Annotated in this window: 27 protein-coding genes; 13 read left to right on the plus strand and 14 right to left on the minus strand. The window is 72.5% G+C overall.

From position 1 onward, the window contains the following. Positions 1-2 precede the first annotated feature (2 nt). Positions 3-1334: a DUF445 domain-containing protein gene (locus NCI01_RS10250; protein WP_254181383.1), complete on the minus strand. Its 1332-nt coding sequence runs from the start codon at positions 1332-1334 to the stop codon at positions 3-5. Positions 1335-1387: 53 nt separating this feature from the next. Here NCI01_RS10250 and NCI01_RS10255 point away from each other — a divergent pair, with 53 nt between their 5' ends. Together NCI01_RS10255 and NCI01_RS10260 are read left to right on the plus strand one after the other, a co-directional pair. Continuing rightward, positions 1388-1783 carry an FAD synthase family protein gene (locus tag NCI01_RS10255; protein WP_254181384.1) on the plus strand — a complete coding sequence of 132 codons (396 nt, stop codon included), beginning with the start codon at positions 1388-1390 and terminating at the stop codon, positions 1781-1783. 61 nt (positions 1784-1844) lie between these two features. Continuing rightward, a complete protein-coding gene (locus NCI01_RS10260) occupies positions 1845-3440 on the plus strand; it encodes an MXAN_6640 family putative metalloprotease (RefSeq protein WP_254181385.1) in 1596 nt (531 codons plus the stop codon). 15 nt (positions 3441-3455) lie between these two features. Here the strand turns inward: NCI01_RS10260 and NCI01_RS10265 are convergent, their stop codons facing one another. Continuing rightward, a complete protein-coding gene (locus NCI01_RS10265; protein ID WP_254181386.1) occupies positions 3456-4076 on the minus strand; it encodes a TetR/AcrR family transcriptional regulator in 621 nt (206 codons plus the stop codon). Between the two features lie 28 nt (positions 4077-4104). Between NCI01_RS10265 and NCI01_RS10270 the strand changes: the two genes are divergently transcribed. The 7 genes from NCI01_RS10270 to NCI01_RS10300 all read left to right on the plus strand — a co-directional run bounded on the left by NCI01_RS10270 (position 4105) and on the right by NCI01_RS10300 (position 9685). After that, the gene (locus tag NCI01_RS10270) at positions 4105-5358 is read left to right on the plus strand and encodes an acyl-CoA dehydrogenase family protein (RefSeq protein WP_254181387.1); all 1254 of its coding nucleotides are present in this window, start codon (positions 4105-4107) and stop codon (positions 5356-5358) included. Beyond that, positions 5355-6128: an SDR family NAD(P)-dependent oxidoreductase gene (locus NCI01_RS10275; RefSeq protein WP_254181388.1), complete on the plus strand. Its 774-nt coding sequence runs from the start codon at positions 5355-5357 to the stop codon at positions 6126-6128. Before NCI01_RS10270 ends, NCI01_RS10275 begins: the two co-directional genes overlap by 4 nt. Beyond that, complete coding sequence (locus NCI01_RS10280; protein WP_254181389.1) at positions 6125-7207, plus strand: phosphotransferase family protein; 1083 nt, start codon at positions 6125-6127, stop codon at positions 7205-7207. Before NCI01_RS10275 ends, NCI01_RS10280 begins: the two co-directional genes overlap by 4 nt. Next, entirely contained in the window at positions 7204-7872 is a 669-nt protein-coding gene (locus tag NCI01_RS10285; protein ID WP_254181390.1) for a histidine phosphatase family protein, read from the plus strand. The genes NCI01_RS10280 and NCI01_RS10285 overlap by 4 nt, the downstream gene beginning before the upstream one ends. A 9-nt stretch (positions 7873-7881) precedes the next feature. Further along, positions 7882-8625: an SDR family oxidoreductase gene (locus NCI01_RS10290; RefSeq protein WP_254181391.1), complete on the plus strand. Its 744-nt coding sequence runs from the start codon at positions 7882-7884 to the stop codon at positions 8623-8625. 92 nt (positions 8626-8717) lie between these two features. Continuing rightward, positions 8718-9026 (plus strand): hypothetical protein, encoded by a 309-nt coding sequence (locus tag NCI01_RS10295; RefSeq protein WP_254181392.1) that lies wholly within the window; start codon positions 8718-8720, stop codon positions 9024-9026. A gap of 161 nt (positions 9027-9187) precedes the next feature. Beyond that, positions 9188-9685 (plus strand): DUF6326 family protein, encoded by a 498-nt coding sequence (locus tag NCI01_RS10300; RefSeq protein WP_254181393.1) that lies wholly within the window; start codon positions 9188-9190, stop codon positions 9683-9685. Between the two features lie 100 nt (positions 9686-9785). Here NCI01_RS10300 and NCI01_RS10305 read toward each other — a convergent pair whose 3' ends face one another. The 5 genes from NCI01_RS10305 to paaK form a co-directional block, all read right to left on the minus strand. Beyond that, positions 9786-10286: a hypothetical protein gene (locus tag NCI01_RS10305; protein WP_254181394.1), complete on the minus strand. Its 501-nt coding sequence runs from the start codon at positions 10284-10286 to the stop codon at positions 9786-9788. A gap of 177 nt (positions 10287-10463) precedes the next feature. Further along, complete coding sequence (locus NCI01_RS10310) at positions 10464-10799, minus strand: methyltransferase family protein (protein WP_254181395.1); 336 nt, start codon at positions 10797-10799, stop codon at positions 10464-10466. A 122-nt stretch (positions 10800-10921) separates the two neighbouring features. Further along, positions 10922-11398, minus strand: a complete 477-nt coding sequence (locus NCI01_RS10315; protein ID WP_254181396.1) for a DUF5709 domain-containing protein — start codon at positions 11396-11398, stop codon at positions 10922-10924. Between the two features lie 51 nt (positions 11399-11449). Further along, the gene (locus tag NCI01_RS10320; protein ID WP_254181397.1) at positions 11450-13564 is read right to left on the minus strand and encodes a DEAD/DEAH box helicase; all 2115 of its coding nucleotides are present in this window, start codon (positions 13562-13564) and stop codon (positions 11450-11452) included. 199 nt (positions 13565-13763) lie between these two features. After that, positions 13764-15116: a phenylacetate--CoA ligase PaaK gene (gene paaK, locus NCI01_RS10325; protein ID WP_254181398.1), complete on the minus strand. Its 1353-nt coding sequence runs from the start codon at positions 15114-15116 to the stop codon at positions 13764-13766. A gap of 2 nt (positions 15117-15118) precedes the next feature. Between paaK and NCI01_RS10330 the strand changes: the two genes are divergently transcribed. Beyond that, positions 15119-15715 carry a TetR/AcrR family transcriptional regulator gene (locus NCI01_RS10330; protein WP_254181399.1) on the plus strand — a complete coding sequence of 199 codons (597 nt, stop codon included), beginning with the start codon at positions 15119-15121 and terminating at the stop codon, positions 15713-15715. Positions 15716-15722: 7 nt separating this feature from the next. On the opposite strand, the gene NCI01_RS10335 is transcribed toward NCI01_RS10330, so the two are convergent. After that, a complete protein-coding gene (locus NCI01_RS10335) occupies positions 15723-16628 on the minus strand; it encodes an AMIN-like domain-containing (lipo)protein (protein WP_254181400.1) in 906 nt (301 codons plus the stop codon). A 189-nt stretch (positions 16629-16817) separates the two neighbouring features. On the opposite strand from NCI01_RS10335, the gene NCI01_RS10340 reads away from it, so the two are divergent. Then, the gene (locus NCI01_RS10340; RefSeq protein ID WP_254181401.1) at positions 16818-17597 is read left to right on the plus strand and encodes an acyltransferase family protein; all 780 of its coding nucleotides are present in this window, start codon (positions 16818-16820) and stop codon (positions 17595-17597) included. 9 nt (positions 17598-17606) lie between these two features. Here the strand turns inward: NCI01_RS10340 and paaI are convergent, their stop codons facing one another. The 6 genes from paaI to paaA all read right to left on the minus strand — a co-directional run bounded on the left by paaI (position 17607) and on the right by paaA (position 21953). Then, positions 17607-18014, minus strand: coding sequence for a hydroxyphenylacetyl-CoA thioesterase PaaI (gene paaI / locus NCI01_RS10345; RefSeq protein WP_254181402.1), 408 nt, complete (start codon positions 18012-18014; stop codon positions 17607-17609). Further along, the gene (paaE, locus tag NCI01_RS10350; RefSeq protein ID WP_254181403.1) at positions 18007-19068 is read right to left on the minus strand and encodes a 1,2-phenylacetyl-CoA epoxidase subunit PaaE; all 1062 of its coding nucleotides are present in this window, start codon (positions 19066-19068) and stop codon (positions 18007-18009) included. Before paaE ends, paaI begins: the two co-directional genes overlap by 8 nt. A gap of 3 nt (positions 19069-19071) precedes the next feature. Continuing rightward, complete coding sequence (gene paaD, locus NCI01_RS10355; RefSeq protein WP_254181404.1) at positions 19072-19575, minus strand: 1,2-phenylacetyl-CoA epoxidase subunit PaaD; 504 nt, start codon at positions 19573-19575, stop codon at positions 19072-19074. Between the two features lie 14 nt (positions 19576-19589). After that, positions 19590-20528: a 1,2-phenylacetyl-CoA epoxidase subunit PaaC gene (gene paaC, locus NCI01_RS10360; RefSeq protein ID WP_254181405.1), complete on the minus strand. Its 939-nt coding sequence runs from the start codon at positions 20526-20528 to the stop codon at positions 19590-19592. A gap of 94 nt (positions 20529-20622) precedes the next feature. Continuing rightward, on the minus strand, positions 20623-21003 hold the full coding sequence (gene paaB, locus NCI01_RS10365; RefSeq protein WP_443689965.1) for a 1,2-phenylacetyl-CoA epoxidase subunit PaaB: 381 nt from the start codon (positions 21001-21003) through the stop codon (positions 20623-20625). Then, complete coding sequence (paaA, locus tag NCI01_RS10370; RefSeq protein ID WP_254181406.1) at positions 21000-21953, minus strand: 1,2-phenylacetyl-CoA epoxidase subunit PaaA; 954 nt, start codon at positions 21951-21953, stop codon at positions 21000-21002. The genes paaB and paaA overlap by 4 nt, the downstream gene beginning before the upstream one ends. Positions 21954-22084: 131 nt before the next feature. On the opposite strand from paaA, the gene paaZ reads away from it, so the two are divergent. Both paaZ and NCI01_RS10380 read left to right on the plus strand, forming a co-directional pair. Then, a complete protein-coding gene (gene paaZ / locus NCI01_RS10375; RefSeq protein ID WP_254181407.1) occupies positions 22085-24115 on the plus strand; it encodes a phenylacetic acid degradation bifunctional protein PaaZ in 2031 nt (676 codons plus the stop codon). Positions 24116-24220: 105 nt separating this feature from the next. Then, the gene (locus NCI01_RS10380; RefSeq protein WP_254181408.1) at positions 24221-24520 is read left to right on the plus strand and encodes a hypothetical protein; all 300 of its coding nucleotides are present in this window, start codon (positions 24221-24223) and stop codon (positions 24518-24520) included. Positions 24521-24544: the final 24 nt, after the last annotated feature.

Raw genomic sequence — 24544 nt, forward strand, 5'->3', positions numbered from 1 at the left:
GGTCAGTGCGCCAGCAGGCTGATCGCGTGGATCAGCACGCCGACGAGGCCGCCGACGATGGTGCCGTTGATGCGGATGAACTGCAGGTCGCGGCCCACGTGCAGCTCGATGCGGCGCGCCGCCTCCTTGCCGTCCCACCGCTCGATGGTGGACGTGATCACCGTGGTCACCTCGGCGCCGTAGCGCTCGACCGCGAAGACGGTGAGGTCCGCGGCGACCCGGTCGAGGCGCTCGCGCAGCGCGGCGTCGTCCTGCAGCCGCTCGGCGAAGGAGCTCACCTCGACGAGGAGGCGGTGCCGGACGGCACCCTCCGGGTCGCGGACCGAGGTGAGGAGCGCGGAGCGCATTGCCTTCCACAGCGAGATCGCCGTCGTCACGACCTGCGGGTGCTCCAGCAGGCGCTCCTTGAGCGCCTCGGTCCGCCGGACCGTCTCCTCGTCGTTGAGCAGGTCGTGCGCGAGCTGGCCCAGCATCGAGTCGAGCGCCTCCCGGGCGCGGTGGTGCGGGTCGTCGCGGATGTCCTCGAGCCACGCCATGGCCTGCACGTGCAGCCGTGAGGTGACCGCGTCGTTGAGCTTGGGCGGCGCCCACCACGGTGCCCGCTCCTCGAGCACCCGGATGAAGGTCTCGGGGTTGTCGCGCAGCCAGCTGTGCAGCTCGTCGACGGCGAGGTCGACCAGGCCGTGGTGCAGGTCGTCACGCAGCACCTCCATCAGGGTCGAGCCGAGGAGCGGCGAGATCGGCTCGTCCCGGAAGCGCGGCACGAGGGCGTGCGTCACCAGGTCGGCGATGTGGTCGTCGCGCACCTTGTCGAGCGCGATGACGGCCACCTCGGCCACCTCGTCGACCACGCGGCGGGCGTGGGCGGGCTCCCCCAGCCAGGCGCCCACGCGGGCCGAGATGGTGGCGGCGGCCACGCGCTCGCGGATGATGTCCTCCTGGAGGAAGTTCTCCCCCACGAACTCCTCGAGGCCCTTGCCCAGCTCGTCCTTGCGCTTCGGCACGAGCGCGGTGTGCGGGATGGGAAGGCCCAGCGGGTGCTTGAACAGCGCCGTCACGGCGAACCAGTCCGCGATCGCACCGACCATCGACGCCTCGGCGCCGGCGTTGACGAAGCCCCAGAAGCCGTCCTGCCCGAGCGTGGCGACGTACACGCAGGCGGCGAGCAGGAGCAGCCCCACCGCGACCGTGCGCATCCGGCGCAGCCCGCGGCGGCGGGCCTCGTCGGCGCCCGGGTCGGGCGTGATGAGCGAGATCGGAGGGGGACTCGGCGGCGCGCTCGTCGACGAGCGCGCGGAGGAGCCCCGGGACGAGGTGGCGGAGGAGGCGACCATGCCGGCCATCCTCCCCCAACGCCCGTGACGACCCGCGTGCCAGAATGCCGCGCATGCCTCGCACCGTGATCACCTTCGGCACGTTCGACGTGTTCCATGTCGGACACCTGCGCGTCCTCGAGCGCGCGGCCGAGCTGGGTGACCGGCTCGTCGTCGGCGTCTCCGCCGACGCGCTCAACGAGCGCAAGAAGGGCCGCGCCCCCATCTTCAGCGAGCGCGAGCGGCTCGCGATCGTCGGCGCGCTGAAGGTCGTCGACTCCGTCTTCGTCGAGGAGAGCCTCGAGCAGAAGCGCGACTACATCCTCGAGCACGGCGCGGACGTGCTCGTGATGGGCGACGACTGGGCCGGGAAGTTCGACGAGCTCGGGGACATCTGCGAGGTCGTCTACCTGGCCCGCACCCCGGCCATCTCCACGACCGCGATCATCGAGCACATCGCCGATCTGTGATCCTCGCCCGGCAGCGTCGCCGGGTTAGGGTCGACCGGACATGACCTACACGAGGGGAACCATGCGCAGACTCGTCACCACCGCCGTGGCCATCGCACTGGTGGGCGGGGCGCTCGGCGCACCGGCCGTCGCTGCCGACACCGACCGTCCGGGCGTGCCCGGCTCCTTCCCCGGATCGGCCGGGGTCCTCGACCCCGCCGACCTGCTCGAGCTCACCCCCGAGCCGGCCCTGCCGGTGCTCGAGGAGCAGCTCGAGCCGACCGCCGACGAGACCCTCGCGACCGCGCGCCGCGTCCTCGCGGGTGACGCCCGGCCCACCGACCCGTCCGCGACGCTCGTCCTGCGCGACCTGTGGATGAAGCGGTCCCAGCTCAGGGGCGCCGAGCGGCGCCAGGCGGACGCGCTCCTCGCCCGTCCCACCGACGGCGTGACCGACGAGCAGGGGTTCGGCTACACCGTCGCCGAGGCGCCGCCGCTGTGCAACACGCGTCTGTGCGTGCACTACGTGCCGACCGGCCCCGACGCCCCGCCGTCGCCGGACTGGCCCGCGACCAACCTCGCGGTGATGGACTCGGTGTGGACCACGATCGTCGACCAGATGGGCTACCGGGCGCCGGTGCGTGACGGCTCGCAGGGCGGCAACCCGCTCTTCGACGTCTACCTCAAGGACCTCGGCGGCGACCTCTACGGCTTCTGCGCCGGCGAGAAGCAGGCCAAGAAGCGCACCGCCTCCGGCTACTGCGTGCTCGACAACGACTTCGCCGCCGCGCAGTTCCCCAACGGCACGCCCCAGGACAACCTCGTCGTGACCGCCGGCCACGAGTTCTTCCACGCCGTCCAGTACGCCTACGACTACGCCGAGGACCCGTGGATGATGGAGTCCACGGCCACCTGGATGGAGGAGCGGATCGCGACCACGGTCAACGACAACCGCCAGTACCTCCCGGTCAGCCAGATCTACGCGCCCAACATCCCGCTCGACGCCTTCAGCCGCACCAACGGGTTCCAGTACGGCAACTGGGTCTTCTGGGAGTACCTCACCTCCCGCTACGGCAACGGCCTGGTGCTGAAGACGTGGAAGCAGGCCGGCACCCTCAAGAAGGACGGCGGCAAGAGCAGCCTCCCGGCCCTGCAGAAGGTGCTCAGGCGCAAGGGTGGCCTCCACAAGAACTACGCCCAGTTCGCCGCCGGCAACCTCACCCCGGCCGCCAACTTCCCCGAGGGCGCCGAGTACGCCGGCCCCAAGGTCCGTGGCGCCAAGCTGCTGAGCAAGAAGAAGCGCGGCAAGCGGTTCGGCACCAAGATCAACCACCTCGCGTCCGCGTCCTACGTCTACGGCCCCGGCGACGGCCTCGACAAGCGGAAGTGGAAGCTGAGCCTGAAGGTCTCCGGCCCCTCCAAGCGCACCTCGCCGGCCGCCGTGGTGGTCGTCCACCAGCTCGACGGCAAGCGCAAGGTCAAGATGGTCCGCCTCAACCGCGGCGGCGACGGCCGGATCAAGGTTCCCTTCGACAACCGCAAGGTCGGCGCCGTGTCGGTGACCCTGGTCAACGGCTCCACGCGCTACCGGTGCAACCGCGAGACCCTGCTCGCCTGCGGCGGCAAGCCCCTCGACGACCGGCTGCGGTTCGCCGTCAAGGGGCGCGTCACCAAGTGACGCGGCACCCGCGGCTCAGGAGCTGATCCGCAGCAGGGCGTGGAGCGCGGCGACGCACTCCCCGACCAGCTGCGACAAGGAGACCGGGCGTTCGCCGGTCGGCACTGCCGACCAGGTGAGCGCCCGGTCCTCTGTGTAGGCCCACCACGCCCGTACGACGTCGCGCCGGGCCTCCGGCACGTCCAGCGCCGCCATCACGCGCTGGGTGCTGCCGTCGCGGACCGAGTCCATGACCTCGCTGACCCGGGGGTCGGCGACGCCGTGGCGGTGGACGAGCGCGAGGTAGAACCCACGGCGGCGCTCGATCTGCTCGACCATCAGCCGCGTCGTCATCTCGACCTGCCCATCGCCCGGGAGGTCGTCGTCGGGCGCGGTGGTGCGCAGGATGCGCCGGCCGGCCGCCGCGATGCAGGCGAGGTAGAAGTCGGTCTTGGTCGGGAAGTAGTGGAACAGCAGGCCGCGCGAGATGCCGGCCTCGGTGGCGATGTCGTCCATCGACAGGTCCTGGATCGGCGTCTCGACGATCTTGGCGAGACCGATGGCGACGAGCTGGCGTCGCCGCTCGTCCGCGCTGAGGCGACGGCGTACGGCCGGGGCTGGGGCGGTCACCTCGGCGTCGGGCATGCTGTTGAGCATTGCTCAACAGTGTGCGAAGGTCAACGTCATGGACTTCTCCCTCTCCCCGCGCGCCGCCGACCTCCAGGTGCGCGTGCGCGCGTTCGTCGCCGACGAGATCGAGCCCATCGAGGCCGAGGCACACCAGCGGATCACCCGGCTGCGCGAGTCCGGCGGTGACAGCTGGACGCCCGACCCCGTGATCGCCGAGCTGCAGGCCAAGGCGCGCGCCCAGGGGTTGTGGAACCTCTTCCTCCCGGCGGCGCACGCCGGGCGCTACGCCGCGGACTTCGGCACCGACGGCGGTGAGGGGCTCAGCAACGTCGACTACGCCCCCGTGGCCGAGGCGATGGGGCGCTCCTTCCTCGCCCCGCTGGTCTTCAACTCCAACGCGCCCGACACCGGCAACATGGAGGTGCTGCTCAAGTACGGCACCGACGAGCAGCGCGAGCAGTGGCTCGAGCCGCTGCTGCGCGCGGAGATCCGCAGCGCCTTCTGCATGACCGAGCCCGACGTGGCGTCCTCCGACGCGACCAACATGGCCGCGACCGCGCGGGTCGAGGGCGACGAGGTCGTCATCAACGGCCGCAAGTGGTGGTCGACCGGGATCGGCAACCCCGACTGCAAGATCCTGGTCTTCATGGGCCTCTCCGACCCCGAGGCCGACCGCCACTCGCGTCACACCATGGTGCTCGTGCCGCGCGACACCCCGGGCGTGAAGGTCGAGCGGATGCTCACCACGATGGGCTACTACGACGAGCCGCTCGGCCACGGCGAGGTGTCCTTCGACGACGTGCGGGTGCCGGCGTCCAACATCCTGCTCGGCCCGGGCCGCGCCTTCGAGATCGCCCAGGGCCGCCTCGGCCCCGGTCGCGTCCACCACTGCATGAGGGCGGTCGGCCTGGCCGAGCGCGCACTCGAGCTGGCCTGCGCGCGCGCCACGCAGCGCACCGCCTTCGGCAAGCCGATCGCCAACCTCGGCGGCAACCGCGAGCGCATCGCGGACGCCCGGATCGCGATCAACCGGTCGCGCCTGCTGGTGATGCACGCGGCCTGGCTGCTCGACCAGGGGATGAGCCGCGAGGCCTACTCCGCGGTGAGCGAGATCAAGGTGGAGGTGCCCAACATGGCCCTCGACGTCATCGACATGGCGATCCAGCTGCACGGCGGCGCCGGGGTGTCCGACGACTTCCCGCTCGCGGCCGCCTGGGTCGGCGCGCGCACCCTGCGGCTGGCCGACGGGCCCGACGAGGTGCACCGCAACGTCGTGGCGAAGATCGAGCTCGGGAAGCACACCGCATGAACCGCGTGCTGGTCACCGGGGCGGCCTCCGGACTCGGCGCCGCGCTGGTCGCCGCCTTCCGTGAGCGCGGCGACGACGTGCTCGCCACCGACCGCGTCGCCGCCCCCGGCGTCGACCTCGTCCTCGACATCACCTCCGACGACGACTGGGAGGCGGCGGTGGACGCCGTCCGCGCGCGCTGGGGCGGCCTCGACGTGCTCGTCAACAACGCCGGTGTCGCCGGCGGCGGACGGGTGGACCGCTGCACGATCGAGGAGTGGCAGTGGATCACCGAGATCAACCTCTTCGGGCTGGTCCGCGGCACCAAGGCGTTCGTCCCGATGCTCAAGGAGCAGGGCGCCGGGCACCTGGTCAACGTCGCCTCCCTCGCCGGCCTCGTCCACCCGGGCGGCATGGGCTCCTACAACGCGACGAAGGCCGCCGTGGTGGCGTTCACCGAGACGTGCGGCCACGAGCTGGCGTCGTACGGCATCCGGGCGAGCGTGGTGTGCCCGTCCTACTTCCGCACCAACCTGATGGACTCCATGCAGGGCAGCGACGAGCTCGTGGGCCGGGTCGTGGGCGGCCTGGTCGAGCGTTCGCGCACCACGGCCGAGGAGATCGCGGCCGCGGTGCTCGCCGGCATCGACGCCGGTGACGACGTGATCGTGCCCGACGAGGCGGCCCGGCAGGCCTACTTCCTCAAGTGGGCCGACCGGCCGGCCTACGACGCCGTGATGCGCGACCAGGCGGCCAAGCTCCAGGCGGCGGACGCGGGAGGGACGGCGTGAGCGCCGTGCCGGGCGCACGCGAGGTGCGCGAGGAGGACGCCTTCGACGTCGCCCGCGTGGCCGCCTGGCTGCGCGAGCACGCCGCGAGCTCCGACGGCCTCGACGGGGAGCCGGAGGTCAAGCAGTTCACCGGCGGCGCCTCCAACCTCACCTACCTGCTGCGCTACCCCTCGGGCCGCGACCTGATCGTCCGCCGCGCGCCGGCGGGCACCAAGGCCAGGGGTGCGCACGACATGCGCCGCGAGTACGTCATCCAGTCGGCGCTCGCGCCGGTCTTCGACCACGTGGCGACGATGGTCGCCTTCTGCGACGACCCCGACGTCATCGGCGGCGACTTCTACGCCATGGACCGCATCCCCGGCGTGATCCCGCGCAGCGAGTGGCCCAGCGACGTACCCCTCTCCCCCGAGCAGGCACGCGCGCTGTGCCTCGACGCCGTCGACGTGCTCGCCGAGCTGCACCGCATCGACCCGGAGGCGGCCGGGCTCGCCGACCTCGGCAAGGGTCGTGGCTACGTCCGCCGCCAGGTCGACGGCTGGTCGACGCGCTACCGCAACGCCCGCACCGACGACGTGCCCGACCTCGAGTCGGTGATGGCGTGGCTCGACGCCCACCAGCCCGACGACGTGGCCACCTGCGTCATCCACAACGACTTCAAGCTCGACAACCTCGTGCTCGCCGAGGACGACGTGACGCGCGTCGTCGGCGTGCTCGACTGGGAGATGGCGACCCTCGGCGACCCGCTGATGGACCTCGCCGGGTCGATGGCCTACTGGGTGCAGGCCGACGACGACGAGGAGTTCCAGATGATGCGGCGGGTGCCCACGCACCTGCCCGGGATGCTGACCCGCGACGAGTTCGTGGCGGCGTACGCCGAGCGCACCGGCCGGTCGGTGACCCCGGAGCAGTGGCGCTTCTACGAGGTCTTCGGGCTCTTCCGGATGGCGGTGATCGCCCAGCAGATCTACTACCGCTTCTTCCACGGCCAGACGACCAACGAGATGTACGCGCTCTTCGGACCCGCCGTGCAGATCATCGGTCGGCGCCTCGACGGGCTGATCGCCGAGCCCGGCGCGTGAGCCGCATCCTCCTCGTGCGGCACGGGCAGGCCTCGTTCGGCGCCGCGGACTACGACCACCTCTCCCCCACCGGCCGGGAGCAGTCGCGCGTGCTCGGTGCCGCCCTCGCCGCGCGGGGCGTCACCGCCGACCTGGTCGTCACCGGCCGGATGCGGCGCCACGCCCAGACGGCCGAGGGAGTGCTGGAGGGCGCGGGCTGGACGACCTCCGTCGACGTCGATCCCGGGTGGGACGAGTTCGACCACCTCCAGGTGCTCGCCGTCCACGACCAGCCGACCACGGTCGAGGGCGAGTCGGAGAAGGCCGCGTTCCAGCGGTGGTTCGAGGAGGCGACGCGGCGCTGGACGTCGGGCCACCACGACGAGGCATACGACGAGTCCTTCGCCGCCTTCACCGCGCGGGTGGGAGCGGCCCTCGCCCGGCTCGCGGAGGCCCTGCCCCGCAGCGGCACGGCCGTGGTGCTGACCAGTGGCGGACCGGTGGCGTGGGCCGCCGCGTCCCTGCTCGCCGACACCGAACGGTCCCGCACCGACCTCTGGCTGCGGCTCAACCCGGTCTCGATCAACACCGGCACGACGACGATCGTGCGCGGCTCCCGCGGCACCACCCTCGTCACCTTCAACGCCGCCGACCACCTCTCCCCCGACCTGATCACCTACCGCTAGGACTCCCCCATGCCGACGACCCTCATCACCGGCGCCAGCAGCGGGCTCGGCGCCGAGATGGCCCGCCAGCTCGCCGCGCGCGGCCACGACCTCGCGCTGTGCGCACGTCGTACGGACCGCCTCGCCGAGCTCGCCACCGAGATCACCACCGCCCACCCCGGGCGCCGTGTGGTGGTCAAGGCGCTCGACGTCACCGACCACGACGCCGTCTTCCGGGTCTTCGAGGAGTTCCGCGACGAGCTCGGCGGGATCGACCGCGTCGTCGTCAACGCCGGCCTCGGCAAGGGCCAGCCGCTCGGCACCGGGCGCTTCGACGCCAACCGCGAGACCGCGGAGACCAACGTCATCGGGGCGCTCGCCCAGACCGAGGCGGCGGCCACGATCTTCCGCGCCCAGGGTGCGGGGCACCTCGTGATGGTCTCGTCGTTCTCCGCGCTGCGCGGGATGCCCAAGAACATCACGACGTACGCCGCCACCAAGGCCGCGGTCGCCCACCTCGCCGAGGGCTTCCGCGCCGACGTGCACGGCACGCCGATCAAGGTCACCGTGCTCTACCCCGGCTACATCGTCTCCGAGATGTCCGGCACCTCGGCCAGGACGCCGCTGATGGCCTCCACCGAGAAGGGCGTGCGCGCGATGGTCGAGGCCATCGAGAAGGAGAAGAAGTCGGCCATCGTCCCGGCCTGGCCCTGGGTGCCCCTGGGCTTCGTCGTCAAGCGCGTGCCGGCGGGGCTGCTGCGCCGGATGAGCTGAGGGGCCCGTCCGACGGACCGAGCGAACGGGTGCATCGTGTGCGCCCACCTGGGAACGGGAGGGCAGCCATTCACGAGCGAGGGGACGAGCCCATGAGCAGCCCGGACGACACGACACCCACACCCACACCTGCATCCGTCGAGCGCGAGTCGACGCCGAACTCGTCCGGCCCCGAGACGGCCGCCGGCGGCATGGGCTCGAGCAGCGAGCGCGTCGGCCACACGGGCCGCGGCCAGGTGGGCACCGACGGCCTCCGCGACACGTCCCGGGTTGACGCCCCGGACGACGCCCCACCCGAGCAGTCCCCTGGCGGCGAGGAGCCGCAGCCCGAAGGCGTCGCGCCGAAGGCGGGCTATCCAAGGCTCGACCCCCGGCACGAGGACAAGCCCTACCGCACCTGAGCGGGCTGGACGGCTCCGGGCGGCTCGGCACGGCGGATCGACCGAAAGGACGAGAAGAACCGTGCGATCGGCCAGGTGGTCCGGCTCCTGGGCCGGTGTGTTCGTCGGCGGGCTCGACGATCGTGGTCCCACCGATCCTCACCACGACAACGGAGCCCACGATGACCGCACCACGACCCGCCGCCATGCTCGATGACCGTCCGATCCCGGTGGGGGCGAAGCTGGCCGCGGCATGGACGGGCGTCATGTTCCTCTACGCCTACGTCGACATCATCGCCTTCTTCAAGCCCGGCGTGGTCGACGGGATCCTCGCCGGCAAGGTCTGGGAGTTCGAGGTCAGCCAGACGCTGCTGACCACCTTCCTCGCGCTCATGGCGATCCCGATCTTCATGGTCGTGCTGTCGGTGACGCTGCCCGCCCGGGCGAACCGCATCACCAACCTCGTCGTGGCCTCGATCCAGATTCCCTACGCGGCGTTCAACGTCGTGGGCGAGTCGTGGACGTACTTCTACGGCCTCGGCGTCGTGCTGGAGGTCATCCTTCTCGTCCTCATCCTGCGCTGCGCCTGGACCTGGCCCCGCACCGCGCCGTCGGCGACCACGGCGAGCATGGCGCCCGTCGTGACCAGCCCGGGCCGTGGAACCGTCCGCGCCCGGTAGCGCCCGTGAGCCGACGCGGGCTGCGCATCGCACCTGTTCCGGTTCGGGCACAAGCGGCACTTCCTCCGGCTGCGGCGGCCCGGGCCCCGGTGGCGGCCAGTCACCCCGTCCGCGGCGTGCCGCGGGGCCGGGTCTGCGCCATCACCACGATCACGAGCAGCAGGAGCAGCGCGGAGACCGGCGCCCAGAGCGTCCGCTCCGACGAGCTGCGGGTGACGAGGTTGAGCACGACGCCCACCGCGGCGTAGACGGTCGCCACCCAGGCCAGCACGGTCGTGGTGCGGCCCCTCCGTGCCAGCGGGCCCCTGCCGGCCCGGCCGAGGACCGCGAGCGCCACCACGAGGGTGAGCACGCACGACCCCCCGGCCACGACTCGACCCGAGGCGTCGAGCGTGCCGCTCGTGCCGCCCCCTTGGGTGACGTCGCCCCACGGGGCCCCGGCGGCGACGGCGGCGTGGAAGGCGGCAACCACCGTGAGCAGCGCGGCCGCTGACCACGCGGCCGCGACAGCCGTCTGCGACGCAGTGGCCGACGTGTCCTCCCCCGCGGTCGGAAGGGCGGCCGCACGCGGTCGTCCCCGGCGTACGGACGGGTCAGTCATCGAGACGTCCCGAGACATCGAACCGTCCATCCGGCCGCAGCAGGGGGAGAAGCTCGCTCACGTCGACCTCCTTGAGTGACAGCAGCTCAGGCTCGCCGACGGACCCGCACGGGAGCAGCCGTCCCCCGAGTCTCGCGCGACCGGGCCCGGGACTGCAGGGCCGAAGGGCCCACGTCCTCAGAGCCAGCGGCGCACCCGGTGCGTATAGGCGACGTACGGCTCCCCCAGCCGCTCGCGCAGGAACCGCTCCTCCGGGCGGACGGCACCCCACCACACGAGCAGCCACGAGACCGGCAGCGTCACCACCGCCCAGAGGCTCGGCACCAGCAGCGCGATCCCGAGGTGGAGCGCGAGGAGGCCGACGTAGAGCGGGTTGCGCGAGAGCCGGTAGGGGCCCTCCTCGATCAGCGAGGTCGTCGCCCCTCCCGGCAGCAGCCCGGTCCGGTGGCGCCGGAAGAGCCAGAGCGACCACCCGTTCCAGACGGCGAAGGCGGCCAGCAGCGCCCAGCCCATGTGCACCCGCCAGCCGCCCAGCTCGACGGGATCACCCCACCACGCCGTGGCCAGGAGCCCGGCCAGCAGCGGTGCGCCGATCGCGACGGGCGGCCACAGCCGGAACGCGACGGTGTCGCCGCTCAGTAGTCGTCGCCGTCCCAGGGCTCGGGCTCCGGCTCGCGGGTGATGTGCATCGCTGCCTCCTCGGCGGAGGCGCCGGCACCGTCGATGCCGACGTCGTGGGCGACCTCCTGCTTGTCGACGTCCTGCCCGAGCCCCTCGTCGGGGGCCACGAGGCGGCCGGTGCGCGCGTCGGCCTCGTCGAGACCGAGCTGCTCGTCGAGGGCGTTCTCGTCCTCGCGGTCGTCGTCGCGGTCGTCCTCGGCGTAGGGGTCGATGTCGGGCTCCTCCTCGGCGAGCTTCTCGTCGAGCGACTCGCCCCGGAGCCGCTCGGCCTCCGTCGGGTAGTCGTCGTAGCCCTTCGGCGCGCGGTCGGGCGGCGAGTAGCCACGGTCCAGCACGTCCTCGAGGTCGCCGTCGTCCAGCGTGTCGCCGGGCTGCAGCTGGTCCTCGTCGTCGACGGACATGTCCAGGTAGGTCTCGCGGTCCTCGCTCATGCCTCAAGGCCTACCGGAGCGGACCGCCGTGGACAAGGGGCGACCGACCCATCAGCCGAGCTCGCGCTCCAGCGCGTCGGTGAGCAGCGCGACCAGGGCCTCGGTCTGGATGTTGGCCGAGGACCCGACCTCCGCGTCGGAGCCGTCGAGCGCCCGGGCGGCGAGGCCGGCCTTGGAGTCGATCAGCTCGGCTATCCGGGTGTCGATCGTCTGCGCGGCGATGATGCGCCACGCGGTGACCGGGTCGCTCTGGCCGATGCGGTGGACGCGGTCGATCGCCTGGGTCTGCTCGGCGTCGGTCCACGACAGCTCGGAGAGCACCACGTTGGAGGCCACCTGCAGGTTGACGCCGACGCCGGCGGCGGCCAGCGAGCAGACGATGACCTGCACGTCGGGGTCGTTGACGAAGGCCTCGATGGCGCGCTCGCGGGCGCGGGGGGTCTGGTCGCCGCGGATCGAGGTGTGCTTGAGTCCGCGGCGGGTGAAGGTCTCCTCGGCGATGTCCATGACGTCGACGTGGCGGGCGAAGAAGACGACCTTGCCGACGTTGCGCGCCAGCTGGGCGGCGTAGTCGGCGGCCAGGCCGGCCTTGGCGCGGCCGATGCGGCGGAACATCGAGAAGACGTTCTCGCCGCCCGTGCCCTGGTCCATCTCCTCGCGCTCCCACGTCGCGACGCGACGGACGAGCTCGTGGTCGATGCCGTCGACGACCGAGCCCGTACGACGGGTCTCGAGCGCGGCCTTGTAGCGCTGCACCAGCCGCCGGGCGAGGTCCTCCTCGGCCGCCCGGATCGAGCGGGTGTCCTCGTCGTCGAGCTCGACGGGGATGTCGGCGATGCGGCGGGCCGGGATGTCCTCGGCGACGTCGACCTTGCGGCGCCGCACGATGCCCATGTCGATGACCGCCTTGCGGGCCGCGGGGTAGAACGCGTGGTCCGCGGGGGTCAGGTCGGTCTCCTCCAGCGACTCCATCAGCCGCGCCAGCGGCTTGGTGTCGTCGACCCAGCCCAGGAACTGCCAGATCGCGCGGAAGTCCTCGATGTCGTTGATCAGCGGCGTGCCGGTCAGTGCCATCAGCAGCGGGCGGGCGGTCCGGGCGCGGAGCTGCTCGGAGAGCTCGAGCACGTGGCGCGAGCGCTGCGAGGTCTTGTTCTTGATGAAGTGGGCCTCGTCGACGACCATCCCGCGGAAGCCGAACGAGCCGAGCCAGCCGACGTGCCGGTCGAGGATCTCGTAGTTGACGATGATCACGTCGGCGAAGGCGTCGACCTGGTCGCCGTCACCGTGGATGACGGTGGCGCGGCGGCGCGGCGTCCAGCGCTCGGTCTCGCGGGCCCAGTTGGTCTTGACGACGTTGGGGCACACCACGAGCAGCGGGTAGGCGTCGGCGGCCTGCGCCGCGAGCAGCGCCTGCGCGGTCTTGCCGAGGCCGGGCTCGTCGGCCAGCAGGAAGGTGCGGTGGCCCTCGGCGGCCGCGGCGATCATGCGCGCCTGGTGGGGCATCAGCTCGAGCTTGCCCGGCGCCTTGAGGGAGGTGGCCTCGGGCAGGTCCATGCAGGAGGAGGCGCCGCCGAGCTCGAAGGAGCGGAAGAGCGGGCCGAGCAGCTCCCAGGAGGACAGCCGGCCGTGGACCGAGCGACGCTCGTGGCCGATGCCGAAGTCGGGCTTGAGGAACGGGTTGGCCAGCTGGTGCTGGAGGACCGACTGCGGCACCACCCGGCGCTCGCCGAGACCGGGGCCGGCCTCGTCGTCGGGCTTCGGCTCCTCCGGGGCGACCTCCACGCCGGCCTTGCGCAGCATCTCCAGGCGCAGGTCGCGGGCGCTGTCGGTGACGACGGACTCCTCGGAGAGGAGCCCGAAGAGGGAGGGGTCGCGGGTGGCGGTCTTGGCGAGGATCGTCGCGATGCCGTCGAGGCGCTTGAGCTCGTCGGCCTTCTGGGCGTCGGTGAGCTCGGCCGAGGCGCGTACGTCGGTGCGGTGCTCGCGGACCAGCAACGCGACGACCTGGAAGCGCACCCGCTGGCCGGGAGCGAGCGGACCGCGCTGCACCGCCGACTCGAGCTCGCGCACGGCTCGCGCCAGGACGGGGACGATGCCCTCGTTGTCCTTGTGGCGGGCGTGCGCAGGGGTGCGGCGGTTGCCGCGTTGACGCTGGCGCTGGGCCAAGGTGTCCTCCCGGACTCGGGTACGCGTCGTGGGACAGGCGAGCCCGTGCGGCTCTGCCTGCACGCCACGGCGTGGAGGTGTGGAGCGGGCGCCAGGTGCGCGGTGTCCGGCGGATCGGGGGTGATCACAGCGGCACGGCGTCTGGAACGCTGCCACCACTGTAGCCCCCGCCGGCCGGTTGCCGGTAACCAACCGCGCGTCAGCGTGCCGCGCGGTGGTCGACGATCCGGCGCATCTTGCCCACCGACCGCTCGATGGAGGCCACGTCGACGACGTCGACCCCGACGCTCACGCCGATGGACGCCTTGATCCGGTGCGCGAGCTCGGCCTGCGCGGCGTCGGCCTCGGCGTCGGTGGTGGCGTCGCGCCGCTCGACGCGGACCGTCAGGGTGTCGAGGTGGCCGGTGCGGTCGAGGTGGCACTGGAAGTGCGGCGACAGGGCCGGGATGCCGAGCACGATCTCCTCGATCTGCGTCGGGAACAGGTTGACCCCACGCAGGATGATCATGTCGTCGGTGCGACCGGTGATCTTCTCCATCCGCCGCATGCTCCGCGCGGTCCCGGGCAGCAGCCGGGTCAGGTCACGGGTGCGGTAGCGGAGCACGGGCATCGCCTGCTTCGTCAGCGTCGTGAGGACCAGCTCGCCCTCCTCGCCGTCAGGCAGCACCTCGCCGGTCACCGGGTCGATGACCTCGGGGTAGAAGTGGTCCTCCCAGACGTGCAGGCCGTCCTTGGTCTCCACGCACTCGCTCGCCACCCCGGGGCCGATCACCTCGGACAGCCCGTAGATGTCCACCGCGTGCATGTCGGTGCGCTCCTCCATCTCGCGACGCATGTCGTTGGTCCACGGCTCCGCGCCGAAGATGCCGACCTTGAGCGACGTCGAGCGCGGGTCGACGCCCTGCGCCTCGAGCTCGTCGAGGATCGAGAGCATGTAGGACGGGGTGACCATGATGACGTCGGGCTCGAAGTCGAGGATCAGCTGGACCTGGCGCTGGGTCATGCCCCCGGACACGGGCACGACCGTGCAGCCAAGGCGCTCGGCGCCGGCGTGCGCGCCCAGCCCGCCGGTGAAGAGCCCGTAGCCGTAGGCGTTGTGCAGCACCATCCCCCGCCGCCCACCCGCGGCCCGGATCGACCGCGCCACGACGTCGGCCCACATGTCGAGGTCGTCGCGGGTGTAGCCCACCACGGTCGGCTTGCCGGTGGTGCCGCTCGAGGCGTGGAGGCGTACGACGTCCTCGCGGGGCACCGCGAACATGCCGAACGGGTAGTTGTCGCGCAGCGTCGCCTTGGTGGTGAAGGGCAGCCGCGCCAGGTCCTCCAGCGACCGTACGCCGTCCGGGCCGACGCCGGCCTCGTCGAGGGCCCGGCGGTAGTGCGCGACGTGGTCGTAGGCGTGGCGCACCGACCACTGGAGCCGCTCGAGCTGCAGCGCGCGCAGCTCCTCGACCGGTGCGGTCTCGATCGGCTCGAGGTCGCCGGGCTGGGGAGTCAGGTCGAGCACGGTGTGGTCCTCCGGTCGCGCGTGGTGGGTCGTGAGAACGTTCATCCATGTCAGAGCCCGTACGACGGGGCCGGCCCGGCCACGACCAGCAGAGCGTGCTGCGCGTCGCGATCGAGCTCTTCAACCGGCAAGGCTACGACGCCACCAGCATGGGCGACCTGGCTCGCGAGCTGGGGCTGACGAAGTCCGCGATCTACCACCACGTGCCGAGCAAGGAGCACCTGCTCGAGCGCGCCCTGGACGAGGCGCTCGACGAGCTCGCGGCCGCGCTCGACACCGTGCAGGCCGACGCGTCCCGCACCCCGGAGGAGCGGCTGCGGGCCGCCGTGCGCAGCAGCGTGGTCGTGCTCGCCGAGCACCTGCCGGCCGTCACCCTGCTGCTGCGCGTGCGCGGCAACACGCCGGCCGAGCAGCACGCCCTGGCGCGTCGGCGCGAGATCGACCACCGGCTCGCGGAGATGGTGCGCGAGGCCGCCGACACGGGCGCGATCCGCGCCGACGTCGACCCGCTCCTCGCCAGCCGACTGGTCTTCGGGATGGTCAACTCGATGACCGAGTGGCTGCGCGACGGCAGCGACGGCGCCGCGCTCGCCGACACGGTCACCTCGCTCGCCTTCGACGGCCTCGTGCGCCACCGCGCCTGACGCCGGCTCAGGGCTCGAGGCACGCCGGGGTGGAGTCGCCGGGCCCGTCGGGGTCCAGCGTGCCCCCAGCCGCGTCGCGCAGCACGACGCGGTCGACGGTCGGCAGCTGCTTCAGCGTGGGCAGCACCTCGCCCGCGATGCTCACCGTCGCACCCCCGCTGCCGCACCGGCCGGTGAGCCGCAGGTCGGCCACGCCGTCGGAGACCGTGAGGTCGTCGTAGCCCGTGGCGCCGGAGCGCAGCAGCCGCAGACCTCGTGCCCGCTCCCCCGGCAGCGGGCCGGCGAAGATCCGGTCCATCAGGCCGGTGGCCGGCGTGCCCGGCACGACCGGGCGCCGCACGGCGACGAAGAACGGCTCCCGGTTGTCGACGAACCTGTCGCGGTGGAAGAACCACACCTTGCGCTGCACGGTGGCGAAGCGGGCGCCGACCTCGACGACCACCCGGGGCGGCGCCTGCAGGGTCGTGACCCGCACGGGCGTCCGCCTCGCCAGCCCGAGCCCGTACGTCGTCACCGCCTCGAAGTCACCGGAGCGGACGGCGGTCATCACGTTGGGCAGGCGGAAGGCGACGCGGCGCGGTGCCGCGGTCGACGCCCCGTCGTCGGTGTGGGCCTGGGCGCGCTCGAACCGCACCCGCAGCAGCGCCTGCCCGGCGACGTGCACGCGGCGACCGGACCCGTCGGCGTACAGCCGGTCGACGTAGCCGACCTGCCGCGTCTGCGGCAGCCCGCCCCGGAACTCGAACACCACGCGGTCGGCACCGTCGCGGTGGGCCGCCCGCACAGCGACCAGGACCGGCGTCGTCGGCGCGGTGACGGACGTCGCGGGCGCGGTCCCGCCGCTCGGCGCGGCGATCAGGGCCGGAGCGAGGACCAGCGCCAGCAGGGGCGACACCAACCGCGAGACCTTCACGACCCACCCTCCGACGCTCGTCGACCTGCTCCGACGCTAGGGCTCCGGCACCGTCGCGCCAAGGGGCCTCCGGCACGGCCGCACGGGCCTTCGGGCCCTGCCGTCCCGGTGCGACGTCGCACCAGCATGAGGGATGCGGACCGCCCGCCTGCTCTACCTCGACAACCTCAAGGTCGTCCTGATCGGGCGGTGCTGGTCTACGCGGTCGAGCACCCGTTCGGCGGCGCGACGGGCACCTTCTGGCAGGAGTACCTCGGCGCCGAGAAGCAGATCGACACCGGGCCGCTCTGGTTCGTCGGCGTGCTGCTGCTCTACTCGCTCGCGTACGCCGCGCGGCGGCTGCGCGGCGCCGAGCGTCGACGGCTGCCCGCCCCCACGGTCCGGACGCTGGTCGTGAGCGCCGTCGTCGTCGCGCCGCTGTCGTTCGCGATCCGGCTGGCCTACCCCTATGGCGGCGAGGCCGGGTTCACCGACCTCAACCTGTGGCAGTGGCCGGCCTGCATCGCCGTCTTCGTGCTGGGCATCCCGGCGGCACGGCACGACTGGGTGCACGAGGTGCCGCCCCATCTGGTGCGCCTGAGCCGACTGCTCACCTGGGCCGGGGTCGTCGCGATGACCGCGCTGCTCTACGTCACCGGGTCGAGGGACGTCGTCGACGACATGCTCGGCGGGTGGAGCCCGTACGCCGCCGCCTTCGCCTGCATCGAGGCGGTCCTCGTCGTCTTCGGCCCCGTGTGGCTGCTCGACCTCGCCCGCCGCCGCCTGGAGGTGCACCTGCCCTGGGGCGACCAGCTCGGTCGCAGCGCCTACGGCGCCTTCATGCTCCAGGCCGTGTTCCTGCTGGGGCTGGCCGTGGCGCTGCGCCCGGTGCCTGTCGCGGTCCTCGTCGCCGTCGGCGCCGTGACGGCCTCCTTCGGCGCCGCCTGGCTGCTGATCGACAAGGTGCCGGGAGTGGCGAAGGTCCTGTGAGACGTCGGATCAGCGGAGCGAGCGGCTCCTGCCCCTGAACTCCGCGACCACGGTGTCACCGGCCCGCACCGTGACGTCGTAGAGGCCTGACCGGCCCCGCAGGACGACCTCGCGGGCGCTCGCCTCGAGCACCTGACCGAGCCGGGCCGGCTCGAGGAAGTCGACCGAGAAGCCCGCGGCGACCGTCACCGGCCCGTGCGAGTTGCACGCGAGCGCGAAGGCCGAGTCGGCCAGGCTGGCGATCAGGCCGCCGTGGCACAGGTCGTGGCCGTTGACCATGTCGTCGCGGACGACCATCGAGACGCGGGCCTCGCCGGGACCGACGTGCAGCACCTCCATGCCGAGCATCGCGCTCGCCGCGTCGTCGTCCCACATCCGGCGGGCGGCACCCTGCGCCTGCTGCTGCGGGTCAGGCATCGAAGTCGACGGTGACGGCGTCGCTGACGGGGTAGGTCTGGCAGGTCAGCACGAACTGCTGCTCGACCTCCTCGGGCTCGAGGGCGTAGTTGCGCACCATCTCGACCTCGCCCGCGACCACCTTCGCGCGGCAGGTGCCGCACACGCCTCCCTTGCAGGCGAAGGGCAGGTCGCTGCGCACGGCCTGGGCGGAGTCGAGCACCGTCGCGTCGCGCGGCACCGGCGCGGTCGTCGTACGTCCGTCGAGCACGACCGTGACGTCGCTGGTGACCCCCTCGACGACCCGGTCGGCGTGGCGCAGCTCCGGCGGCGGCTCGTCGACGTAGAAGAGCTCGAAGTGCACCTTCTCCTTCGGCACGCCGAGCTCGGCGAGCACGGTGCGCGCGTCCTCGATGAGGCCGTGCGGACCGCAGAGCCAGACGTGGTCGACCGAGGGCAGGTGCACCTTCAGCGGCAGCAGGCGGCGGAGGCGCTCGGCGTCGAGGCGCCCGGAGAAGAGCTCGACGTCGCGTGGCTCGCGGGAGAGCACGTGCACGAGGTCGAAGCGGGGGCCGTGGAGGTTCTTGAGGTCGCTCAGCTCCTCGGCGAACATCACCGAGGTGGTCTCGCGGTTGCCGTAGAGCATCGTGACGGTGCTGGCCGGGTTGGCGAGCACGGACGCCGCGATCGAGATCATCGGCGTGATGCCGGAGCCGGCGGCGATGCACACGTGCCGCCCCGGGCTGGCCGGGTCGGCACGGAAGCTGCCGGTCGGCGGCGCGACCTCGACGGGCTCCCCCGGGCCGACCTCGTGGATCAGCCACGACGAGAACATCCCGCCGGGGATCTCGCGCACCCCGATGCGCGGCGCGGCACCGGCCGGCGCGCAGATGGAGTAGGAGCGGCGGTGCTCGACGCCGTCGACGACCCGGCGCAGGGTCAGCGACTCCCCGGGCTCGAAGGCGAACAGCTCGCGCAGGTCGTCGGGCACGTCGAAGGTCACCGCGGCCGAGTCGTCGGTCAGCGGCTCGACGTCGCGCACCGTGAGCCGGTGGAAGGTGGGGCTGGCGGCCACGTCTCAGATCTCCTTCACGTGGTCGAACGGCTCGAGGCAGGCGGTGCAGCGGTACTGCGCCTTGCAGGCCGTCGAGCCGAACTCCGAGACCAGCTCGGTGGCGGGCGAGTCGCACTGCGGGCAGCGGACCTGGCGGGCGGTGGGCAGGAGGGTGAGCGGGATCGGCCCGGAGGTCGACGGCGCCGGGCCGGGCGGGGAGATCCCGGCCGCGGCCAGTGCGGCGCGGCCCTCGGGCGTGATCCAGTCGGTCGTCCACGCCGGGTCGAGGCTGACGCGCACCTCGACGCGGTCGAAGCCGGCGCCCTGCAGCTCGCGCACCAGGTCGTCGCGCATCGCCGCCATCGCCGGGCAGCCGGAGTAGGTCGGGGTGATGTCGACGACGACGTGGGAGTCGCCGACCACGTCGACGTCGCGGAGCACGCCGAGGTCGGCCAGCGTGAGCATGGGGAGCTCGGGGTCGGTGACGCGCTCGGCCACGCGACGCGCGCGCTCCGTCGTACGACTCATCAGCCTCACTCCACTCACCACTGGCCCATCGGGTGGGCGCGGGCCACGGACTGCATCTCGGCCAGCATCAGGCTCAACGGCTCGCCGTGCATCCCGTCACGGCCCGTGCGGCCCAGCACCCCGGCCCGGCGGGGCGCCTCGGGGCGCGGCACGTCGGCCGCCGCGAGCACCTGGTCGAGCACGCCCTCGGCGGCCTCGCGCACCGAGGCCGGGTCGACGCCGACGCCGGCTCCGGCCGCGGCGGCCTCGACCGCGTGGGTGTCGAAGAGCTCGGGCCACAGCGGCCACAGCGCGTCGAGCGCGGCCACCAGCCGGCGGCGCGACTCGTCGGTGCCCTGCGCGAGCGTGACGAACCACCGCGCCGAGTAGTCGCGGTGGTAGGCCAGCTCCTTCACGCCCTTGGCCGCGACGGCGGCCAGCACGTGGTCGCGGCTCGAGCGCAGCCGCTCGAACGTCGCCAGCCGCCACACCGAGAACAGCAGCACCCGCACGACCGCCTCGGCGAAGTCGCCGTTGACGAGCTCGGCGAGGCGCACGTTTCGGAAGTCGTGGGCGTCACGGAAGAAAGCGAGCGCGTCCTCCGGCGGCGCCGGCGAGCCCTCGGGCAGCGCCGGGACGACCGACGCGTCGGCCTTCGCCGCGCGGGCGAGCAGCAGCCGCGCCTGGCCGAGCAGGTCGAGCGCGATGTTGGACAGCGCGATGTCGTCCTCGAGGTCGGGCGCGTTGCTGGTCCACTCCGAGATCCGGTGCGACATCACGAGCGCGTCGTCGCCCAGCATCAGGGCGTACGCCGCCAGCACGGGCGCGTCGACGCCGTCGGGGATGGACGTGTCGACCCCAGCGAGGGGGTCCTCGAAGTCGGTGCCGAAGGCCCAGTGCGCGTCGTTGACGAGGAGGCCGGAGTAGGCGCTGTCGTGCTCGTCCTCGGGAGTGGTGTGGATGTGCTCGTTCATCAGCCTTGTTCGCTCGACCTTCTGAGGAGTCGGGGTCCCCGCGGCGTTGTCCTGGAGGAGCGCAGCGGGGGAAGAAGAACGTCGTGGGGTGACATCACATGTGAGGGACGTTGTCGGGGATGTCGTAGAAGGTCGGGTGGCGGTAGACCTTGTCGCCGCTCGGGGCGAACATCGGGTCCTTCTCGTCGGGGCTCGACGCGGTGATGGCGTCGGCGCGCACCACCCAGATGCTGACGCCCTCGTTGCGGCGGGTGTAGACGTCGCGTGCGTGGAGCAGGGCCATCCGGTCGTCGGCCGCGTGGAGCGAGCCGACGTGCACGTGGTTGAGCCCGCGCTTGCCGCGCACGAAGACCTCGTAGAGCGGCCACTCCGGCTCGGGGGCGGGCACACCCTCCCCCGTCGGGACTCCCTGCAGCGGGACGGCGCCGTGCCCGCCCTCGGCGGACAGCTCGCCGCCGGTCGGCTGGTCGGTCATGCGGTGACGCTCCTCTGCTTGGCGGCGTAGGCCGTCGCGGCCTCGCGCACCCAGGCGCCCTCCTCGTGGGCGCGACGGCGGTGGGCCATCCGCTGGGCGTTGCAGGGGCCGTTGCCCTTCACGCCCTGCATGAACTCCTCCCAGTCGGGCTGGCCGAAGTCGTGGTGACCGCGCTCGTCGTTCCACTTCAGATCGGGGTCGGGCAGCGTGACGCCGAGCGCCTCGGCCTGCGGCACGGACATGTCGACGAACTTCTGGCGCAGCTCGTCGTTGGTGTGCCGCTTGATGCCCCACGCCATCGACTGGGCGGTGTTGGGCGAGGCGTCGTCGGGCGGGCCGAACATCATCAGCGCGGGCCACCAGAAGCGGTCGACCGACTCCTGCACCATCGCGCGCTGCTCGTCGGTGCCGCGCATCATCGTCGCGAGCAGCTCGTAGCCCTGGCGCTGGTGGAAGGACTCCTCCTTGCAGACGCGGATCATGGCGCGGCCGTAGGGCCCGTAGGAGGTGCGGCACAGCGGCACCTGGTTGCAGATGGCGGCGCCGTCCACGAGCCAGCCGATCGTCCCGACGTCGGCGTAGGACAGCGTCGGGTAGTTGAAGATCGAGGAGTACTTCTGCTTGCCCGCGATCAGCAGCTCGGTGAGCTCGAGGCGGGAGACGCCGAGGGTCTCGGCCGCGGAGTAGAGGTAGAGCCCGTGACCGGCCTCGTCCTGCACCTTGGCGAGCAGGATCGCCTTGCGTCGCAGGCTGGGGGCGCGGGTGATCCAGCTGCCCTCGGGCTGCATGCCGATGATCTCGCTGTGGGCGTGCTGGGCGATCTGGCGCACGAGGGTCTTGCGATAGCCCTCCGGCATCCAGTCGCGCGGCTCGATCCGCTCGTTGCGCGCGATCGTCGCCTCGAAGCCGGCCTCGAGGTCGGGGGCGGGTGGCGTCTGCGTGAGTGTCATGCGTCCTCCGACGTGGGTCTGCGACCACTGGTGTCGACCGATTTACTGACCGATCGGTCTGCTATTAGTGTGTCACCCGTCACCCCGGGCGCGCAAACACCGCCGCCCCCACCGCCGTCGAGGGAGAGCTCGTGACCCGTCTGCTCGAGAGCTACGCCGCCGGACGCTGGTACGCCGCCTCCGCCGAGGGCCACCCGCTCCTCGACGCGGCCACCGGCGAGGAGGTCGCGCGGATCTCCAGCGCCGGCCTCGACCTCGGCGCGATGGCCCACCACGCCCGCACGGTCGGCGGCCCCGCGATCCGCGAGCTGACCTTCCACGAGCGCGCGCTGCTCCTCAAGGACCTCGCCACGCACCTCACCGGGCTCAAGGACGAGTTCTACGAGCTCTCGCTCGCCACCGGTGCCACGCGACGCGACTCGATGATCGACATCGACGGCGGCTTCGGCACGATGTTCAGCTTCTCCTCCAAGGGTCGCCGCGAGCTGCCCAACGACACCGTGGTCTGCGACGGCGACCTCGAGCAGCTCGGTCGCACCGGCGTCTTCCTCGGCCAGCACGTCTACACCTCGCGGCCCGGTGTCGCGGTGCAGATCAACGCCTTCAACTTCCCCGTGTGGGGCATGCTCGAGAAGCTCGCCCCGGCCTTCATCGCGGGGCTCCCGACGATCGTGAAGCCGGCCAGCCAGACGGCCTACCTCACCGAGCTCGTCGTACGCCGCATCGTCGAGTCGGGCATCCTCCCCGAGGGCTCGCTGCAGCTGCTCGCCGGCTCCGCGGGCGACCTGCTCGACCACCTGGGCGTGCAGGACTCGGTGGCCTTCACCGGCTCGGCCCACACCGCCGGGATCCTGCGCCAGCACCCGTCGGTGCTGCACGGCGGCGTCAGCCTGCAGGTCGAGGCCGACTCGCTCAACTGCTCCGTCCTCGGTCCCGACATCACGTCGTCGGACCCCGAGTGGGACCTCTTCGTCAAGGGCGTCGTCACCGAGATGACCGCCAAGGCCGGCCAGAAGTGCACGGCCATCCGCCGCGTCATCGTCCCGGCCGCCGTCGCCGACGAGATGACCGACGCGATCGCGGCGAGGCTCGCGGGCATCACGGTGGGCAACCCCGACGACGAGTCGGTGCGGATGGGGCCCCTCGCCTCGCTCGGCCAGCGTGAGGAGGTCCGCAAGGCCGTCGAGGCCCTGCGCGCCTCGTCCGACGTCGTCCTCGGCGACCCGGCCGCGACCACCGGGTTCGCCGGCGACGGCGAGCGCGGCGCGTTCATGGCGCCCGTCCTGCTCCGCGCCCGCGCCGGCGCGGTGGAGCCGCACGACGTCGAGCCCTTCGGCCCGGTCTCGACCGTGATGTCCTACGACTCGCTCGACGAGGCGGTGGCCCTGGCCGCGCGCGGCAAGGGCTCGCTCGCCGGATCCGTCGTCACCCACGACCCCGAGGTCGCCCGCACCCTCGTGCTCGGCCTCGCACCGTGGCACGGCCGCATCCTCGTGCTCGACCGCGACGACGCGCCGGAGAGCACCGGCCACGGGTCTCCCCTGCCGATGCTGGTCCACGGCGGTCCGGGTCGCGCCGGCGGCGGCGAGGAGCTGGGCGGCGTACGCGGCGTGCTCCACCACATGCAGCGCTCCGCGATCCAGGCCTCCCCCGACATGCTCACCGCCATCACCGGCCGGTGGACACGCGGCTCGCAGCGCCACGAGACGTCCGAGCACCCGTTCCGCCACTCCCTGGCGACGCTGCAGGTCGGCGACACGATCGCCTCCGAGCCGCGGGTCATCTCGCGCGCGGACATCGACCACTTCTCCGAGTTCACCGGCGACACGTTCTACGCCCACACCGACCCCGAGGCGGCGGCGCAGAACCCGCTCTTCGGCGGCATCGTCGCCCACGGCTACCTCATCGTGTCGATGGCCGCGGGACTCTTCGTCGACCCCGCCCCGGGCCCGGTGCTGGCCAACTTCGGCGTCGACAACCTGCGCTTCCTGACGCCGGTCAAGGCCGACGACTCGATCCGCGTGACGCTCACCGTCAAGCAGATCACCCCGCGCTCCTCGGCCGACTACGGCGAGGTCCGCTGGGACGCGCTGGTCACCAACCAGGACGACGAGCCGGTCGCGACCTACGACGTGCTGACCCTCGTGGCCAAGGAGGGCTGACGCCCGGTCGCGCCCTCCGAGCGGTGCCGAGCGGTGCCTGAGGGGCATCCGGGTGTGCGGGAATGCCGCTGACGCACCGCTCAGGCGGGCGCTAGGTTGTCGACCGTGAGCCGGTCAGCACAGCGCGTCGTCGGGATCCTCGTCCTCCTGGTCCTCGGGGTGCTCAGCCTGCCGGCGGTGGCGTACGTCCTCGACGACCCGGGCACGGAGAACTGGATCGTCCCGGTGCAGCTGCTCGCGATGGCCGCGGTCGGCGCGGCGGTCACCGTCGCGCTCCCCGGGCTGGCCGGCGAGGGCGCGCCGACCGAGCGCCGCGCGATGACGGGGGCGTGGTGGGGGCTGCTCGCCGCCTTCGCCGGCGTGGTCGTCTTCTGGCTGCTGCTCAACGGGTTCGGCGGCGCGTGATCGCACCGCTGCTGCCGGGTAGGT

The sequence above is a fragment of the Nocardioides pinisoli genome, assembly GCF_024199985.1.
Classification (GTDB): domain Bacteria; phylum Actinomycetota; class Actinomycetes; order Propionibacteriales; family Nocardioidaceae; genus Nocardioides; species Nocardioides pinisoli.

Bases quoted from the DNA above. Each gene is read 5' to 3' on its own strand.
- paaD (WP_254181404.1), bottom strand. From the start codon at position 19,575: ATGAGTCGTACGACGGAGCGCGCGCGTCGCGTGGCCGAGCGCGTCACC.
- paaC (WP_254181405.1), bottom strand. From the start codon at position 20,528: ATGAACGAGCACATCCACACCACTCCCGAGGACGAGCACGACAGCGCC.
- paaB (WP_443689965.1), bottom strand. From the start codon at position 21,003: ATGACCGACCAGCCGACCGGCGGCGAGCTGTCCGCCGAGGGCGGGCAC.
- NCI01_RS10260 (WP_254181385.1), top strand. From the start codon at position 1,845: ATGCGCAGACTCGTCACCACCGCCGTGGCCATCGCACTGGTGGGCGGG.
- NCI01_RS10290 (WP_254181391.1), top strand. From the start codon at position 7,882: ATGCCGACGACCCTCATCACCGGCGCCAGCAGCGGGCTCGGCGCCGAG.
- NCI01_RS10255 (WP_254181384.1), top strand. From the start codon at position 1,388: ATGCCTCGCACCGTGATCACCTTCGGCACGTTCGACGTGTTCCATGTC.
- NCI01_RS10265 (WP_254181386.1), bottom strand. From the start codon at position 4,076: ATGCTCAACAGCATGCCCGACGCCGAGGTGACCGCCCCAGCCCCGGCC.
- NCI01_RS10310 (WP_254181395.1), bottom strand. From the start codon at position 10,799: ATGGGCTGGGCGCTGCTGGCCGCCTTCGCCGTCTGGAACGGGTGGTCG.
- NCI01_RS10330 (WP_254181399.1), top strand. From the start codon at position 15,119: ATGTCAGAGCCCGTACGACGGGGCCGGCCCGGCCACGACCAGCAGAGC.
- NCI01_RS10275 (WP_254181388.1), top strand. From the start codon at position 5,355: ATGAACCGCGTGCTGGTCACCGGGGCGGCCTCCGGACTCGGCGCCGCG.
- NCI01_RS10295 (WP_254181392.1), top strand. From the start codon at position 8,718: ATGAGCAGCCCGGACGACACGACACCCACACCCACACCTGCATCCGTC.
- NCI01_RS10315 (WP_254181396.1), bottom strand. From the start codon at position 11,398: ATGAGCGAGGACCGCGAGACCTACCTGGACATGTCCGTCGACGACGAG.
- NCI01_RS10270 (WP_254181387.1), top strand. From the start codon at position 4,105: ATGGACTTCTCCCTCTCCCCGCGCGCCGCCGACCTCCAGGTGCGCGTG.
- paaI (WP_254181402.1), bottom strand. From the start codon at position 18,014: ATGCCTGACCCGCAGCAGCAGGCGCAGGGTGCCGCCCGCCGGATGTGG.
- paaA (WP_254181406.1), bottom strand. From the start codon at position 21,953: ATGACACTCACGCAGACGCCACCCGCCCCCGACCTCGAGGCCGGCTTC.
- paaK (WP_254181398.1), bottom strand. From the start codon at position 15,116: ATGAACGTTCTCACGACCCACCACGCGCGACCGGAGGACCACACCGTG.
- NCI01_RS10250 (WP_254181383.1), bottom strand. From the start codon at position 1,334: ATGGTCGCCTCCTCCGCCACCTCGTCCCGGGGCTCCTCCGCGCGCTCG.
- NCI01_RS10305 (WP_254181394.1), bottom strand. From the start codon at position 10,286: ATGACTGACCCGTCCGTACGCCGGGGACGACCGCGTGCGGCCGCCCTT.
- NCI01_RS10300 (WP_254181393.1), top strand. From the start codon at position 9,188: ATGACCGCACCACGACCCGCCGCCATGCTCGATGACCGTCCGATCCCG.